This window comes from Latilactobacillus sp. (genome assembly GCF_033176295.1).
GTDB classification, from domain to species: domain Bacteria; phylum Bacillota; class Bacilli; order Lactobacillales; family Lactobacillaceae; genus Latilactobacillus; species Latilactobacillus sakei.
Genome location: NZ_JAMQEX010000005.1, coordinates 1 through 15324, shown reverse-complemented (window position 1 = coordinate 15324; position 15324 = coordinate 1). Strand labels below are relative to the sequence as shown.

Annotated in this window: 15 protein-coding genes and 1 tRNA gene; 15 read left to right on the top strand and 1 reads right to left on the bottom strand. The window is 39.8% G+C overall.

The genetic code is table 11. From position 1 onward, the window contains the following. Positions 1–316: 316 nt before the first annotated feature. From NDN60_RS03765 to NDN60_RS03735, 7 genes are all read left to right on the top strand, one after another. A complete protein-coding gene (locus NDN60_RS03765) occupies positions 317–571 on the top strand; it encodes a hypothetical protein (protein ID WP_099947580.1) in 255 nt (84 codons plus the stop codon). Further along, the gene (locus NDN60_RS03760) at positions 552–1352 is read left to right on the top strand and encodes a bifunctional DNA primase/polymerase (protein WP_099947581.1); all 801 of its coding nucleotides are present in this window, start codon (positions 552–554) and stop codon (positions 1350–1352) included. Before NDN60_RS03765 ends, NDN60_RS03760 begins: the two co-directional genes overlap by 20 nt. Continuing rightward, positions 1343–2836: a DNA primase family protein gene (locus NDN60_RS03755; RefSeq protein WP_099947582.1), complete on the top strand. Its 1494-nt coding sequence runs from the start codon at positions 1343–1345 to the stop codon at positions 2834–2836. The genes NDN60_RS03760 and NDN60_RS03755 overlap by 10 nt, the downstream gene beginning before the upstream one ends. Positions 2837–3111: 275 nt before the next feature. Then, complete coding sequence (locus NDN60_RS03750) at positions 3112–3504, top strand: hypothetical protein (protein WP_099947583.1); 393 nt, start codon at positions 3112–3114, stop codon at positions 3502–3504. A gap of 143 nt (positions 3505–3647) precedes the next feature. Then, positions 3648–3953: a hypothetical protein gene (locus NDN60_RS03745; RefSeq protein WP_099947584.1), complete on the top strand. Its 306-nt coding sequence runs from the start codon at positions 3648–3650 to the stop codon at positions 3951–3953. A gap of 12 nt (positions 3954–3965) precedes the next feature. Further along, the gene (locus tag NDN60_RS03740; RefSeq protein WP_261797885.1) at positions 3966–4100 is read left to right on the top strand and encodes a hypothetical protein; all 135 of its coding nucleotides are present in this window, start codon (positions 3966–3968) and stop codon (positions 4098–4100) included. Between the two features lie 97 nt (positions 4101–4197). Beyond that, positions 4198–4617 carry an ArpU family phage packaging/lysis transcriptional regulator gene (locus tag NDN60_RS03735; RefSeq protein ID WP_099947585.1) on the top strand — a complete coding sequence of 140 codons (420 nt, stop codon included), beginning with the start codon at positions 4198–4200 and terminating at the stop codon, positions 4615–4617. A 1442-nt stretch (positions 4618–6059) separates the two neighbouring features. Here NDN60_RS03735 and NDN60_RS03730 read toward each other — a convergent pair. Then, a tRNA-Lys gene (locus NDN60_RS03730) sits at positions 6060–6132 on the bottom strand. Between the two features lie 240 nt (positions 6133–6372). Here NDN60_RS03730 and yycF point away from each other — a divergent pair. The 8 genes from yycF (at position 6373) to NDN60_RS03690 (ending at position 15186) form a co-directional block, all read left to right on the top strand. After that, entirely contained in the window at positions 6373–7086 is a 714-nt protein-coding gene (gene yycF, locus NDN60_RS03725; protein ID WP_011373790.1) for a response regulator YycF, read from the top strand. Positions 7087–7095: 9 nt separating this feature from the next. Next, positions 7096–8994 (top strand): cell wall metabolism sensor histidine kinase WalK, encoded by a 1899-nt coding sequence (walK, locus tag NDN60_RS03720; protein ID WP_011373791.1) that lies wholly within the window; start codon positions 7096–7098, stop codon positions 8992–8994. Then, positions 8984–10315 (top strand): YycH family regulatory protein, encoded by a 1332-nt coding sequence (locus NDN60_RS03715; protein WP_099712956.1) that lies wholly within the window; start codon positions 8984–8986, stop codon positions 10313–10315. Before walK ends, NDN60_RS03715 begins: the two co-directional genes overlap by 11 nt. A 4-nt stretch (positions 10316–10319) precedes the next feature. Next, the gene (locus NDN60_RS03710; protein WP_056946883.1) at positions 10320–11141 is read left to right on the top strand and encodes a two-component system regulatory protein YycI; all 822 of its coding nucleotides are present in this window, start codon (positions 10320–10322) and stop codon (positions 11139–11141) included. A 34-nt stretch (positions 11142–11175) separates the two neighbouring features. Further along, positions 11176–11982: an MBL fold metallo-hydrolase gene (locus NDN60_RS03705; protein ID WP_011373794.1), complete on the top strand. Its 807-nt coding sequence runs from the start codon at positions 11176–11178 to the stop codon at positions 11980–11982. A gap of 133 nt (positions 11983–12115) precedes the next feature. After that, entirely contained in the window at positions 12116–13384 is a 1269-nt protein-coding gene (locus tag NDN60_RS03700; protein ID WP_056946885.1) for a S1C family serine protease, read from the top strand. A gap of 535 nt (positions 13385–13919) precedes the next feature. Further along, positions 13920–14399 carry a 23S rRNA (pseudouridine(1915)-N(3))-methyltransferase RlmH gene (gene rlmH / locus NDN60_RS03695; protein WP_011373797.1) on the top strand — a complete coding sequence of 160 codons (480 nt, stop codon included), beginning with the start codon at positions 13920–13922 and terminating at the stop codon, positions 14397–14399. A gap of 139 nt (positions 14400–14538) precedes the next feature. Further along, positions 14539–15186, top strand: a complete 648-nt coding sequence (locus tag NDN60_RS03690; protein ID WP_076981366.1) for a hypothetical protein — start codon at positions 14539–14541, stop codon at positions 15184–15186. The last annotated feature ends 138 nt before the right edge of the window (positions 15187–15324 follow it).

The following is a 15324-nucleotide window of genomic DNA, read 5'->3' as shown; positions in this document are numbered from 1 at the left end:
ATCAAAAAAAGCATCCCCACAAGCTGGGATGCAGAAAGGTGGTGAAATGTTATGGCAGTTCTACCAACGTGGTTAGATGCGATTATATGGATGTTTGCAGGTGCGGGCATTTACGGCATTACTAGTAACTTAAAAAAATACTTTGATTTTGAATAGGTGATACATATGAAAATGGGTACAAAAAAACTCACTAGCTAAACTTTGGACGGTTACTAGTGAGCGGTATAGCTTTCAACAGGCTATTTTTGTACCCTTTCATTTTATCAAACTTTGAATTATAAGCAATTAAATTTGAACTATGAAGGGATTTTTAATTATGGATAAAACAGATGTAGCATGTAAATTAACGGCAATTAGTAGCAGATTGGCGCTAATTGGTAATTTTCTTGAGTCAGTCCAGCACGATCATACGACAAAAGAGGATTGGGCAGTAATATATACGCTGTTTAATCGAGATGGCTTAGAGAACTTATCCAATTCACTCGATGATATTAGAGAGCAGGTACAAGTCTTATCCGATAACCTAATTGAAATGGATGAGGTGGAAAGTCATGCCAATTCTGCTAAATGATGCAATGAGCTATGCCAAGCGTGGTTTACAGGTCTTTCCGTTAACGCCTAACAGCAAAATACCGCTAAAAGGTACTCAAGGCAGTAAGGAAGCTACCAGCACCCCTGAACAAGTAAAGACGTGGTGGACTAATAACCCTGATTGTAATATTGGCGTGGCCACCCGCGGTTTTATTGTACTGGATATTGATATTAACCATGTGGATGATGCAGACGGCTACCATAGTTTAGAAGTGCTGGAGGATACCTATAATAAGCTACCCGAAACGCTAACGGTTAAAACGGCTAGTGGTGGCAGACACCTATATTTTAAGCTACCAGAGGGCGTAGAATTGCCCCAGAAAATTGCATTCTTAAACGGTGTTGACATTAAGGCTAACCCTAATAATTATGTACTGCTACCACCAAGCCGAATAAACGGGGATGCTTACACGTTCGAAAATAAACAGCCAATGGCAGACCTACCCGAGTGGCTAACAGGCTTTATTTTAAAACGAAATAAAATAGAACGGGCATCCCGAGGGTTCAGTGCTAACAAGCGATATAGAAGCCGTGTGACCGAGTTAATAGAAATATTGGCACTTGGGTTTGAAACTGGCCGTAGGAATGATACAGCTGCAAAAATAACGGGTCAATTACTAGCGTATGCTGTAGACGTTAGACTTGCTTGGCAGCTGGTTCAATACGCTAATGGCAATTCTAGCGAGCCATTACTACAAAATGAACTAGAAAGAACGTTCGAGAGTATCGCAAGAAGGGAGCTGGGGGCAACGTGCAATTAGATCAGTTAGTAGCGTTACAAGAGCAAGAAGTCACCAAGCCGACTACAATGGCTGGTTTAACCAGTAGATTACAGAGATTAGGCGAACAATGGCGTGATGATCATACAGAGGTCAACGAAAAAGGTAAAGCAAAGGTGCCTAGAGTTACCCCAAGGGCTGTGGCAGACATCCTAGAAAAGGAGTGTCACTTTACCAATATAGGTGATGCAAATAAACAGCAACTTTTCATATATAACATGGCAGAAGGTTTATATATGAAAGATAAGCAGTTAATTAATCGGTTGATTTTATCCGTGGAAAGAAATTTGAATATGCGCCAATGCCGTGACGTTTATTTCTATTTAGAAACGGACTCCAAAAGGTCTAACCTAAGTGATCGTAAAGAATTAATTATTGTTAATAATGGCGTGTTTAACAAAAATACGAAGGAACTTGAACCATTCACGCCTGATCACGTCTTTATTTCAAAAATTAGTACAAATTATAACCCTAATGCCAAAGAGCCTACCATGCAAGGCTGGCGTTTTAGTAAGTGGGTTACTGAGCTTTCAGACGGGCAACGAGATAAGGAAACTTTAATATGGCAGATGATTGCAAGCGCGGTAAACGCTAATTACAGCCCTGAAACTGCTTTTTTCTTAATTGATGACGGTCGTGGCCATACTGGTAAAGGGACATTACAACAAATTCTAATAAATTTAGTTGGTGAACAAAATTGTGCCAGCTTAAAGCTAAAAGAATTTGATGAACGTTTTAAATTAGCAACCATCTTTGGTAAAGCCTTGGTGATCGGTGATGATAACGACCCTAATAGCTATGTAGATTCAGTAGCGAACTTCAAAAGTGTAACTACTGGGGATGTAGTCAGCGTTGAAAGTAAGGGCGTTGACGCTTTAAGTATTAGAATGACACCGACCATTATTCAATCAATGAATGGCGCTCCTAAGTTTAAGGACATTACAGGGGGCTTTAAGAGGCGTTTACGAGCCATTAAAATGTTACACCAATACGACACAAGCAACGTGAACCGCGATATTAAGGATAAATATATCTATGATAATCAGGTGCTTGAATACATCCTATTCAAGGCTTTGCAAATTGATTTGGATACAATCATCGAAACAACCGAGAGTAATCAAACCATCTATGAAATTGCTTTGGATAATGATAGTATTTTAGATTTTTTCGAAAGCGAAATAGTTGAATTGAGTAGTACCCGTTTACCAATTACTTATCTATTCAACCTATTTCGGTGCTGGTGTGACATTAATAATAGCCCCACAAAAATAAAACAACGAACGTTTACCACCCGCTTAATACCAATAATGGAAAAAGCTGGCTGGCAGTATAACAAAAAAGATTTAAGACCATTAGAAGGCTTTCATAGCATGGATTTAGATAGATTAAAGTGTATGGATAAAGATGGCAGATACATGGTTACTATCAACGAGCATGACAAACAAGGCCTATTTTTTAAGGAATAGCGTACTAACGTACCAACAAACGAACTAACAAAAATAACTAAGTACGTCTTATGAATGCTATTATATCAGTCTTTATAGGTTTCAGACGTACTTAACGTACCAAGTTTTACATATAGTAGTAAGAAAAAAGATTACTACTATATATTAATGTATAAAAAGAATTTTGTCGTTTTCTAAGTACGTTGGTACGCCATGCTTACAGGCAGTAAAGGACTAAGCCTATTTTGTTAGTCCCAATCTTGGTCCCAAGTACGCCTAATTAAAGGGGGAAACATGTGGGAAATAATTATATTGATAAACGTAAAGCTTTGATTAACTGGATCAATGGCAGGCGTTACTTGCTAGAACAAGCCTTTCCAGTGGTGGGACATGAATTTGAAGAAACTAACACGCCTAAATTATTCAATGAATTATCAGCAGATGAACAAGCAGTACTCGTTAATTGGGTGCTAACAACGCTAAAACCGATTAAAACTTTCAGTGGCAATCGGACATCATACGAGATTAAACATATTTTTGAACGTACACCACTTGGCTTTTATGTATTAAATGGTGCAATGAAAGGCGCGATGTTAATAGCTGGTTATCAGATTAAGAACGAAAAAGAAATAAATTGGACGTTTAATATATCCGAACGTAGCATTTCGCGGGCCTATCAACTTGGATAAGAATTTCCGATTTAGGGAATTTTATGTAAAAGAAAGAGATGTGCGTTGAGCGTGCTATATGAACGCTTGGCCCCCTAATATATAGGGGGTTGGTTAATAACCTGATAAAACCTAGGTTCTAAGTAAAGGAGTGGTTAGCACCAATGATTAAATTTACAAACGAACGACTACAAAGAATTTATGCAGTCATCCCAAAAGGTATTGAACGACCAGTAACTGCTAAAGAAATTAAGCTACAAACAGGTATTCCGATGCGTGACGTTTATAGTTGTATTAACTTACTAGTGACTAAGTATCAAGTGCCAATCGGTGGGCTTAGACAGGATAACAAACATGGCTATTTCATCGCTACTAATAAAGAGGAGTTAGCGCTGGCTATCTTACCACTAGAACGGCACACACAACGAATGACAGAACGTTTGACGGCACTGAAACAGATTGACGTTTAGGAGTTGAAGATATTGAGTAAAGTTATCTTGATTGATAATGACAAGCGAAAAGAAATTGAGTTACCAGAGTTTGGAAGTCTTACAGTTAAGTCACAACATGGTAAGATTATCTTAGTTGAGACAATCAATAAAACTAAATTAGAGTAACCCGAATAGAAAAACTAAAGGGATGAATAACTGCCAATCGGTAGCCGTTCATCTCTTTTTATATTGGAAGAACCTTAGAAAAACTTAGTGTTGGGATGTGAGTAAACTGTTTAATTTTGATATTGACGAGAACAAGAGTAAACAACAAGCAGATAAGTTATTAAAGCAGTATTGGCGTTTAAAGCACGTTGTAATAAGTACCAGCAGTTTAAGAAGTCCTTCTTACAGTCATACACCAAAATCTTTTAGCGGTGGGAACGCAACCGAGAAACGAGCGATTAAAACACTCGAGGCACGGCAGACCCTAGAATACATAGACGTGGCTTTAAGTAAGCTAACGGCGATTAACAGGGAACTGTTAAAGCTGCAGTATTTAAGCGCTGGTAAACTAACCGTGTCATATATCTGCGATGAACTAGGCATAACAGCATCAGCGTTTAGAAAGCATAAGAAGCAAGCATTATTGGAGTTTGCCGAGTCTTACCCCAGTGATGGCTTATTAATTTTTAAGGAGTGAAATGTTTATGATCATCGATCGAATAAACCGGCAAGAAAGTATTAACAACGCTAGAAAGCTGTTAAAGAGCTATAGCACGATTAGACGACTGGCCACGGTAAATACTAGACATCCCTTACACGAACAAGCTAAGCGCGATTTAAAGTGTATCCAAACGGTTGTAGGAGGAATGGAGAATACGCAAGCATCCATTATTAATATGTGTTACTTAGACGGTAGTCATAAAACAAGGCAATATATAGCGGATACGATGGGGTATAGCAGGTCTAGTTATAATCGGTTTAAGAATAGGGCGTTATTAGCTTTTGCCGAAAGCTATAATAATCAAGAGTTGCTTGTTTATAAGTAGGTTGCGCAAAATTTCGCAGGCTAGTTTATGGATTAGTAATTGAATAGGACAAGCCATTATTGGTTTATCCAATGTAAACCTACGTGAATTAGCTTTAAACCCGTGGTGGTAGCCTTTGGTGTTAAATATAACTAGACAAAAGTAGACAAAATGCCCTTTTTTTATTTCTATCCGTACAAATCAGACACCCTAAAGAGAATAGAAAATGTTGGTTTTTGTTGGACATAAAACCTAACAAAACCTAACATTAATTTAATTAGAGATTTTAGAGGCCCTAAAGAAGGAGTCACCGAATTGACGACTCCTTAAAGATGAGTTAGTATATTGCAACAGCATCTAATGCACTGATATGGTGCGTCAGATGTTTGGTATTTAACAACCGTACTTATAACTACACTTGTTAAGTAGTCAATATAGAGATAAGAGTACAGCGGAAAATTCGGCCCTAATTAATTTTAGATGCCGTTAATTTTAATGAGATGTTTCTAGAAGGAGCCCAAGCCGTTTTTGGTTTCGGCTAATTGTATGGAAGCAATCTGAGGTACTGAAACGGTAGTTTAGAAAAAGGAGGCCCTAAAATAGGGCGGTTTGTCGAACCGTGAAATAACCTGCCATAACAGATCGTTCTATTAGGTCAAAATAAAATGAGTACAACGGAAAATTCCATGCTACTCAATTAGATATAGATTGGCTCAACTTTGAGCAGATGTTTTTAGATAGAAATGTGATGGCGTAACGAACCGTTACCCCTAAAACATCGCCCCAAAACTGGGGATATCCCCTTATCTAATGAATACAGTCGCGATTTACGACAGAAACTAACGCTAGTAGTTGCTAGTATGATCCTTGACGGTCTATGTTTAATATAGGCCGTTGTTTAATGAAGTTAGTTCAAATTAAAAGACGGCCAATAATACGACCGTCTGCTATAAGTTATGTATATGCCCCGTGCGTGATTTTTGTTGAATACGTGAATACGGTTTTGAATACGGTTTGTCGTATTCACTATGAATACTAATCTGCTAAGAAGAAATAAAAAAGCCGTTATATCAATGCCTAAGCACCTTTATAACGACTTATCATGTATACTTGATGGGTGGTCAGGGGATCGAACCCTGGACCCACGGATTAAGAGTCCGTTGCTCTGCCAGCTGAGCTAACCACCCATGTGATATAATGTCTCATGCCTTACGACTTAAATATCATACCATAGGGATTGGCAATCTGTAAACAGTTTTTTTGATTTTTTTCAATAAAATTGTTGCGGGAGTAAGTAGCAACCCAATTAGGCCCATCAAATATCGTTAATGGCGGGATTATAACGGGATTGAAAACGAGACCAGATTTTGAATTGCATTCTTAAAATGAGTATAATAGAAGACAAAGCATCCAAGGAGGATACTAAAATGGCTAAAAAAATATTGGTAGTTGATGATGAAAAACCCATCTCGGATATCGTTAAGTTTAATCTAACGAAAGAGGGCTATGACGTTTATACGGCTTATGATGGGGAAGAAGCACTGCAACAAGTTGAAGAAGTTGTCCCTGACTTAATTCTATTAGATTTGATGTTACCTAAGGTTGATGGGCTTGAAGTCGCTCGCCAGGTACGCAAATCACACGATATGCCAATTATTATGGTAACAGCTAAAGATTCAGAAATTGATAAAGTGATTGGACTAGAATTAGGTGCCGACGATTACGTCACGAAACCTTTTTCTAATCGGGAACTGGTCGCTCGTGTTAAAGCCAATTTAAGACGGCAAGGTTCAACCAGTCAATCTGATAAAGAAGCAAATGAGGAAAACCATGAAATTAACATTGGCGACCTCACGATTCACCCAGAAGCTTATATTGTGTCTAAACGGGGCACGAAGATTGAATTAACGCATCGTGAATTCGAATTATTACATTACTTAGCCAAACATATTGGGCAAGTAATGACGCGTGAACATTTATTACAAACAGTTTGGGGTTATGACTATTTTGGGGATGTGCGCACAGTAGATGTCACAGTCCGTCGTTTACGTGAGAAGATTGAAGATAATCCTAGTCATCCAGAATGGTTAGTAACGCGTCGTGGTGTTGGGTACTATTTAAGAAATCCTGAGCAGGAGTAAGTTTAACGCATGAATAAAAAAATTCGGTTATTCCAATCAATCCATTTCAAGATTGCAATTGTTTTTGTCTTGTTGCTGCTAGTAACACTAGAGGTGATTGGGGCTTCGTTTGTTAAGCAATTGGAATACCAAAATGTGAAAGATTTTAAGCAGTCATTGCAAGTGACTCCCTATGTTCAAAATCAATTAAGCAATGAATTGATGAGCAATAGCGGTAATGCGAATAAAAATATCAAGGATATTATTGGCGATATGGGCAATTCTGCTGAGATTCAAGTCGTTGATAATAAAGGGACCATTCGGGGTGTCACTAATCTGAATACGCAAAGTACTGTTGGCCAAAAAACGCGTAACCCACGTGTGAAACAGGCGATTTATTCAGGGCATACGGAACAAGAAGTTGCCTATAGTGAAAGCCAGGGCAGTTATTATACGGCGATTCAACCGTTGACGGATCCCAACGGTGACAGCAATACTGTCGTTGGCGCAGTCTATATTCGTGCCAGCATGGAAGAAGTCTATAAAGGCATTTCATCGATCACGGTTATTTTCCTGACCTCGTCTCTTGTGGCAGGTTTATTAGGGATGGCTTTATCGATTGTCATTTCCCGGGCAATAACGCGTCCAATTGATGAAATGAAGAAACAAGCAATTCAGATGGCACGTGGCGATTATTCAGGCCAGGTCCGCATCTATGGACAGGATGAATTGGGCCAACTTGCGATTGCGGTTAATAACTTGTCAGTTCGGGTCGAAGAGGCGCAAGAAGCGTCCGAATCCGAGCGACGGCGACTAGACAGTGTCATGAGCCACATGACCGATGGGGTGATTGCGACTGATCGGCGAGGTAACATCACGATTATTAATGAAACCGGGCAGGACTTTCTCAATGTGACTAGCGATGGTGTATTAGGTCAATCGCTTCTAAAAGTGCTTAAAATTAGTGAAGAATACACACTTCGCGATTTATTAGAAACCCAACAAGTGATGGTCCTAGATTTTTCAGATCAACAAGATCATGACTTGATTTTGCATGTCGATTTTTCATTGATTCAAAGAGAAACAGGCTATATCACCGGGTTAGTGTGTGTGTTACATGATGTAACGGAACAACAAAAGAATGAACGTGAACAACGCGAATTCGTTTCAAATGTTTCTCACGAATTGCGGACACCATTGACGAGTGTTCGGAGTTACATCGAAGCCCTTAATGATGGTGCTTGGCAAGATCCTGAAGTCGCACCGAACTTTTTGAAGGTTACGCAAGAAGAAACTGATCGAATGATCCGAATGATTAACGATTTATTGAGTTTATCGCGGATGGACCAAGGGACAGCTAAAATGAATTTAGAATTTGTTAATTTAAATGAATTCTTTGGCTATGTACTTGATCGGTTTGATATGATGATTAAACGGGATCAGGAACACGATAACAATGCATCACCGAGAGGGACGGGCAAGTTACCAACTGATGATCCTAATAAAAAATACAGTATTACGCGCGACTTCACCAAGCGGGATTTATGGGTCGAAATTGATACCGATAAATTCATGCAGGTAGTCGATAATATTATGAATAATGCGATTAAGTATTCACCAGATGGTGGGGTCATCACTTGTCGTTTATTGGAAACCCATCGTCATGTGATCTTAAGCATTTCTGATCAGGGCTTAGGGATTCCACGTAAAGATTTAGGGAAAATCTTCGATCGTTTCTACCGGGTTGATAAGGCGCGCTCTCGGAAACAAGGCGGGACCGGTTTAGGCTTGGCAATTTCAAAAGAAGTTATCGAAGCACATAATGGGCGTGTTTGGGTTGATAGCCAAGAAGGTAAAGGCTCAACATTCTATATTTCTTTACCATACGAACCAATTGATTCTGATGGAGGTGATTGGGATGAAATTTAATAGTTTTGTGATGCGGGTCATCCTGATTGCTTCAATCGTTTTAAGTATTATTTTATCCTGGAAGATTTGGACGAATAATACACATTACGAACGACGGACAGATAGTCAAACGACGACTAAAGCGGTGAGTCGAAAGTCCGATCGTAAGATTAGCGATATCTTTTTACCCACGCAAATCCTGTGGCGGACTAATCAACAGAGTCAGCTCGTTTATAATTCAAAGGAAAGCTTAGTGCCTAAGCTGAAGGAAGCCATGAAGTTGACTAAATCAGCACGGTTTAAAGCATCTAAGTTAAGTGAAGCCAATTACTATCAGGCGATTACAACCGATGATACATTGACCTTGTTGTATCCGGACAATATTTCGTATGCGGTCTTTAAGAAGGTTTTTGACGACAGTAATAATCAATTGAGCCGGAATACGACCTTTAATCGAATCAAGATTACGATGGGGACTAAGCCGCAGTTGACGTTGATGAACGATAAGAGTCACATGATCTATCAAACGACGATGCGTCAATTTTCAGTCGCGCAGGTCAAACGAATCTTGGATCATTCAGATGTGCATTTAAACGTTAAAGAGAGTCTGTTAAATCATAAACCGTTTATTTATGTGGCCGCCAATCAGTCACTTTTACCGTACAGTTATTTAGTGAACCAACAACCTGAAAATTACTACATTACAACTTTGTTGGATCAAAAGAATACGGATAACATTGACGCTAAGGAACAAGGGGACAACGTAATCTATACAGATGGTGACAATAACGATTTATACAAGCGACTAACCATTAATCATAAAACAGGTGAAATTGCGTATGTGAAGTATGAGGATACCAAGTCGCCAACAGGTTTAACGAAGAGTTTTGAAACGAGTTTTGAAGCATTATTGAAGACCGGCAATTCACTATCCGGGATGCGTTTTTATAGTTACGATGAAGATACCAATTCGACGACCTACCGGACCTATGTTGAAGGCTTCCCAGTCTTTTACCAAACCAATTTTGGGAGTGTTAAGGTACAGTTATTGCCAACTGGTCAACGGGTTGATTTCTCAAACTATAGTTTACAAGTGCCCGTACCAGCAGGTGATAAACCAGTCACTTTACCAAGTACACAAGCCGTCTTAAATCAGATGACTAAAAATGGTTTATTACTAGAGAATATCGATAATATTCAAGTTGGGTATGAGTGGACGCAAGAAACAAGTAATGACCAAGTAATTGATCTTAATCCAACTTATTTTATTCAGTACAAGGGTGTTTGGCGTAGCCTTAGCGCATTATTAGCACAGAAAGAAGAACTAACCGAAGGGAGTTAGACAGATGGATTTTCGCAGAATTGAAATGATTTTTATCGCCATTTTTATTGCGCTCGATATCTATTTGTTTATGTCGCTTAGTGGTAGTCAAACGACCAATTCGGCTTCTATTACGAATCGTTCGCAAACCAGTCAGATTTTAAAAGATTTAAAGGATGATCAGATTACCGTTAATCGGTTATCGAATCAAAAACGAGAAAGTTATTATTTAGCCAGTCGACAAGCTGATCAGACGGGCTTGGAAGCTGCTAGCGCCAAGTTAACCGGGCAGACGGCGTCGTTTGATAAATCTAGACTAACCCTGACAAGCGTACTCGACAAACCGTTGAGCTATAAAAAGGGGCGGGCATCTTCGGCTATCAATGCTTTCTTGAAAGATGGCAATAATGTTTACCAGGCTGATCAGTACCGGTATTCAAAAGCATTATCAAGTAATCAACAAGCTGTTTACGTTCAAAAGGTGCCGGGCGGACAAATGATGGACGAACACGGGCAGTTAATTTTTACATTAGATAACGGGCAAATCAGTCAGTATACGCAAACTTACATCAATAAGGTGCAAATTTTACGTGAAAAAGAAATGACCAAAATTTCTGCGCAAGGGGCAGTTGTCGATTTATACACTGACAACGAAATTCCGAATAATTCCAAGATTTTGTGGGTTCAATTAGGCTATAGCGCCTTATTAGATGCCAATAGCAGTACGGTTTATGTACCAGCCTGGCAAATCGCCATTGAAAATAAGAGTACCAAAAACGTCGTCGTTAAGCGCATCAATGCGTTCACCGGCACCTTAATAAAGAATCGCAGCGAAGTAACATCATAAGAATCAGTGAAAAAGCCAAGGGGATAGCGGATAAATGGTAGAAAAAGATGAAATGCGGGTTAGCGTCTTAGCCAGCAGTAGTTCAGGCAACACAACTTTTATTGAAACACCAACTCAAAAAATATTAGTCGATGCGGGGATGAGTGGCAAACGGGTTCAGGATTTAATGCATAGCATTGGTCGGGATTTAAAAGAGGTTGATAGTCTACTAGTGACGCACGAACATCGCGATCACAGTAGCGGTGTTGGCGTCTTAGCCCGCCGTTACGGGATTGATGTGTACGCCAATCAACCGACTTGGGATGCGATGGCGTCAATTATTGGCACCGTCCCTGATGAACATAAGCACGTCTTTGAGATGGGCAAAACCAAAACACTCGGCGATATCGATGTTGAAAGTTATGGTGTGTCACACGATGCCGCTGCGGCGCAATTCTATCAATTTCATCATAACAACCGGGCCTTCGCAATCTTAACGGATACGGGGTACGTTTCGGATCAAATCAGAGGCACTATCGAAAATGCGGATGCCTACTTGGTGGAATGTAATCACGATTTGGAAATGTTACGGATGGGAAAATATCCGTGGTCGCTTAAACAACGGATCCTTAGTGATACTGGACATCTGTCTAACGAAGATGGCGCTTCAGCCTTAATGGCTTTTATGGGGCAACAAACAAAACGCGTTTTCCTAGGCCATTTGAGCCAAGAAAACAATATGAAGGAGTTGGCACACTTAACGGTGGCGTCAATTTTAGAACAACATGATTATGGTGTTGGCACGGACTTTGAAATTTTAGATACAGATCCAGCGATTGCGGACCCTTTATTTGTTGTTTAGGGATAAAAGCGTTAAAATACCGCTATAAAAACAATTTAAAATTCGTAACTTGTTCATGAATTTTTCAAATTTAAATTTTATGATAGAGATAATCAATAAACAGAATAAAATTAGAAAGTTTGGGTGATTTAGTATGAATCAAAATTCAGGATTAATGAAAACAGCGATTGTTGTGGTTATTTCAGCGTTGATTGGTGGTGGCGCAGCCTATGCCGGTTTTTCTCGACTCGGCAATTCGGCCAATGACGTCACGACTGCAACGCAGACGCCTACTAAAGCGGGGGCAACTAAGATTAGTAACATCAAAGTGAACTCATCATCACAAACGACAACCGCCTTCCAAAAGGTTAATACATCAGTTGTATCCGTTGTGAACTTACAAAAACAACAACAATCAACCGGTGACCTGAGTTCATTATTTGGTTCAGGGAGCACTGACAGCAATAGCAGTTCTTCTAAGAGCAGTAGCAGTGATTTAGAAGAATCCAGTGAAGGTTCAGGTTTAATCTACGAGAAAAAAGACGGCAAAGCTTACATCGTGACGAATAATCACGTGGTTGCTGGTTCTGATAAAATCGAAGTCATTTTGAGTGATGGCACAAAATTGGAAGCTAGTTTAGTTGGGACAGATGCTGTTTCTGATTTGGCTGTCTTAAAAATTAACGGGACTAAAGTGAAGAAGACGGCAACGTTTGGTGATTCAGATAGTATCAAAGCTGGTGAATCAGTTCTTGCGATCGGCTCACCATTGGGCTCAGAATACGCAACTTCTGTCACACAAGGGATTATTTCTGCTAAGAAACGGACCATTGATGTGACAGACGAAACAACCGGCCAAACAACTGGTCAAGCAACTGTTATTCAAACTGATACAGCGATTAACCCTGGGAATTCAGGTGGCCCATTAGTCAACATGGCTGGTCAAGTCATTGGGATTAATTCAATGAAATTAGCTTCAAATGGTGAAACGTCTGTTGAAGGGATGGGCTTTGCTATTCCAAGTAACGAAGTCGTTAAAATTATTAACCAATTGGTGGCTAACGGGAAAGTGGTTAGACCAGCACTTGGGATTAGTGTGATTGATTTAACCAATATTTCATCAACACAACAATCTTCAGTACTAAAATTACCATCATCCGTTAACAGCGGGGTAGTAGTGGCCTCAGTAACAAGCAATTCAGTTGCTAAGAAGGCTGGTATCAGTAAGTATGATGTGATTGTCGGCTTAGGCGGCAAGACGGTTTCAAGTGTGGCAGACTTACACACAATTCTATATAGTTACGCAATGAACAGCACAACTGAAATTCAGTACTATCATAATGGCAGCTTGAAAAAAGCGAATGTTAAACTCACACAAGCAGCTTCATCAGATAGTACGACAACAACTAAACAAACGAACTAAAAATAAAGACGCGCGACCGGATTCTTCCGATCGCGCGTTTTTTTTGTGGCGCTAAATTAAAAAAGAAGTTCGTCAAGGGGGCCAAGTAGTCGAATTGTTAAGTTTTAAAAAAGTCAATGTGGATAGCCAAAAGGAGGTAACATTAGATGTCTGTGGATAAGTCTGTGGATTGTGGGTATAACACGGAAAAATAAGCACCAATGTTATCCACAAGCTAATAAACGGAAAGTGGATAACTTTTTAAAATTAAAATAAACAGACTTAAAATGCTGATATAATAGCTTTTTTAAATGGATACACAGTAGTGCGAATAATTAAAAATCGGTGGATAACTTTTTTTGTTAGAAAGCGTTCCAAAAATTGTGATTCGATTATTTAGTGGTTGGTAAAATTTAAACCACAAGACTTGGGACGAACACTTGTGCATATGTGGACAACTTTTGTGGATAACATGTACTTTTCGGTGAATTACTGTGAATAGCTTTTTTTTAGAATCAATTTCGCCTAAAATAGAAGTATTAGCTAGGAGGACGTTATGAATATCAAAATTATCACAGTTGGGAAACTGAAAGAAAAATACTTGAAGGCGGGCATTGCGGAATACGCCAAACGCTTAAGTAAATTTTGTAAGTTTGAAATCATCGAAGTGTCAGACGAAAAGGCACCGGAATCTTTGAGCGAGGCTGAAATGACGACCGTTAAAGATAAAGAAGGCGAACGGATCTTAGCCAAGGTGAAGGATAAGGAACACGTGATTGTGTTAGCCATTCACGGCAAACAACGTGCTTCAGAAGAATTCGCAAAAGAAATCCAAGATTTGGCAACCTATGGCACATCAGATATTACCTTCATTATTGGGGGCTCACTCGGAACAAGTGATGCTGTTAATAAACGCGCTAACGACGCCTTATCGTTTGGCAAATTGACGTTACCACACCAATTGATGCGCTTAGTTCTAACGGAACAAATCTACCGGGCGTTTATGATTAACCAGGGATCGCCGTATCATAAATAAGAAAAATTGAGAGCCCAGACAAAATTTGTCTGCGGTTCTTTTTTATATCCATCAAAGTGACATATTATGTCGGGGCAATTTTATATACTTTAGTTATCGAGATGCGTAATCTCAACTAAGGTATTTGGGGGCTATTAGTATGAATAAGAAATTAACGGTTGGTTTAGCAACGGCGACGCTTCTTTTGTTGGCGGCGTGTGGGCAACAGGCTGATTCAACGAAGACAAGTAGCAACAGTCACAGTACGGCGCAGTCGGAAAAACGGACTAAAAAGCAAAGTGAATCAAAATTGCGGGCCCAAAGTAGCGCCAAAAAACAGGCTTCAGAAGCGTCAGCTAAAGCGATGAGCGAGTCTCGTGAAAAGGCCGCGCTTGCAGCATCAACAGCGGCAGCTCAAGCGGCTGAAGCTGCAAGTAGTGCATCCGCTAGTGAACAAGCGGCAGATGGAAGTTCAGCGTCTGCTGTCCAACAAGCATCAGCAATGACAGCTTCTAAAGCCAGTGAATCACAACAAGCAGCGGAACAAGCGATTAAACCGGTCACGCAAGCAGAGGCGATTGAAGCTGCTAAGAAGGCGTTTAATGGTATTGATATTATTGTTTCGCATAACGGCACTTTCAGTAGTCAACCTGATGGTTCAATGACGGCCCACGATTACTCTGGGGCACAAGGAGAGGATTTTTGGACTTTCACGCCGAATGCGGATGGCACGATTACGGTTCTTTCGAAGTTTGGCTCTGTCAAAGGTGGCGAACAACAAATCGAAACGCATGTTGTTCCAAGATAATCACCAACTCAAAAAGCGCGCTAAGACAATTTGTCTTAACTGAAGTGAACCCTAAATATTGGACGAAACTTTAAGCAGCTTTCTGGGTTGTAAAAATTCGGTATTCAACCGGACTTTTACAACCCAGTTTTGTTTTAA

Excerpts from the sequence above, each read along its gene's own strand:
- NDN60_RS03705 (WP_011373794.1), top strand. The coding sequence starts at position 11,176 with ATGGTAGAAAAAGATGAAATGCGGGTTAGCGTCTTAGCCAGCAGTAGT.
- NDN60_RS03700 (WP_056946885.1), top strand. The coding sequence starts at position 12,116 with ATGAATCAAAATTCAGGATTAATGAAAACAGCGATTGTTGTGGTTATT.
- NDN60_RS03710 (WP_056946883.1), top strand. The coding sequence starts at position 10,320 with ATGGATTTTCGCAGAATTGAAATGATTTTTATCGCCATTTTTATTGCG.
- NDN60_RS03745 (WP_099947584.1), top strand. The coding sequence starts at position 3,648 with ATGATTAAATTTACAAACGAACGACTACAAAGAATTTATGCAGTCATC.
- NDN60_RS03760 (WP_099947581.1), top strand. The coding sequence starts at position 552 with ATGCCAATTCTGCTAAATGATGCAATGAGCTATGCCAAGCGTGGTTTA.
- yycF (WP_011373790.1), top strand. The coding sequence starts at position 6,373 with ATGGCTAAAAAAATATTGGTAGTTGATGATGAAAAACCCATCTCGGAT.
- NDN60_RS03690 (WP_076981366.1), top strand. The coding sequence starts at position 14,539 with ATGAATAAGAAATTAACGGTTGGTTTAGCAACGGCGACGCTTCTTTTG.
- NDN60_RS03715 (WP_099712956.1), top strand. The coding sequence starts at position 8,984 with ATGAAATTTAATAGTTTTGTGATGCGGGTCATCCTGATTGCTTCAATC.
- rlmH (WP_011373797.1), top strand. The coding sequence starts at position 13,920 with ATGAATATCAAAATTATCACAGTTGGGAAACTGAAAGAAAAATACTTG.
- walK (WP_011373791.1), top strand. The coding sequence starts at position 7,096 with ATGAATAAAAAAATTCGGTTATTCCAATCAATCCATTTCAAGATTGCA.
- NDN60_RS03765 (WP_099947580.1), top strand. The coding sequence starts at position 317 with ATGGATAAAACAGATGTAGCATGTAAATTAACGGCAATTAGTAGCAGA.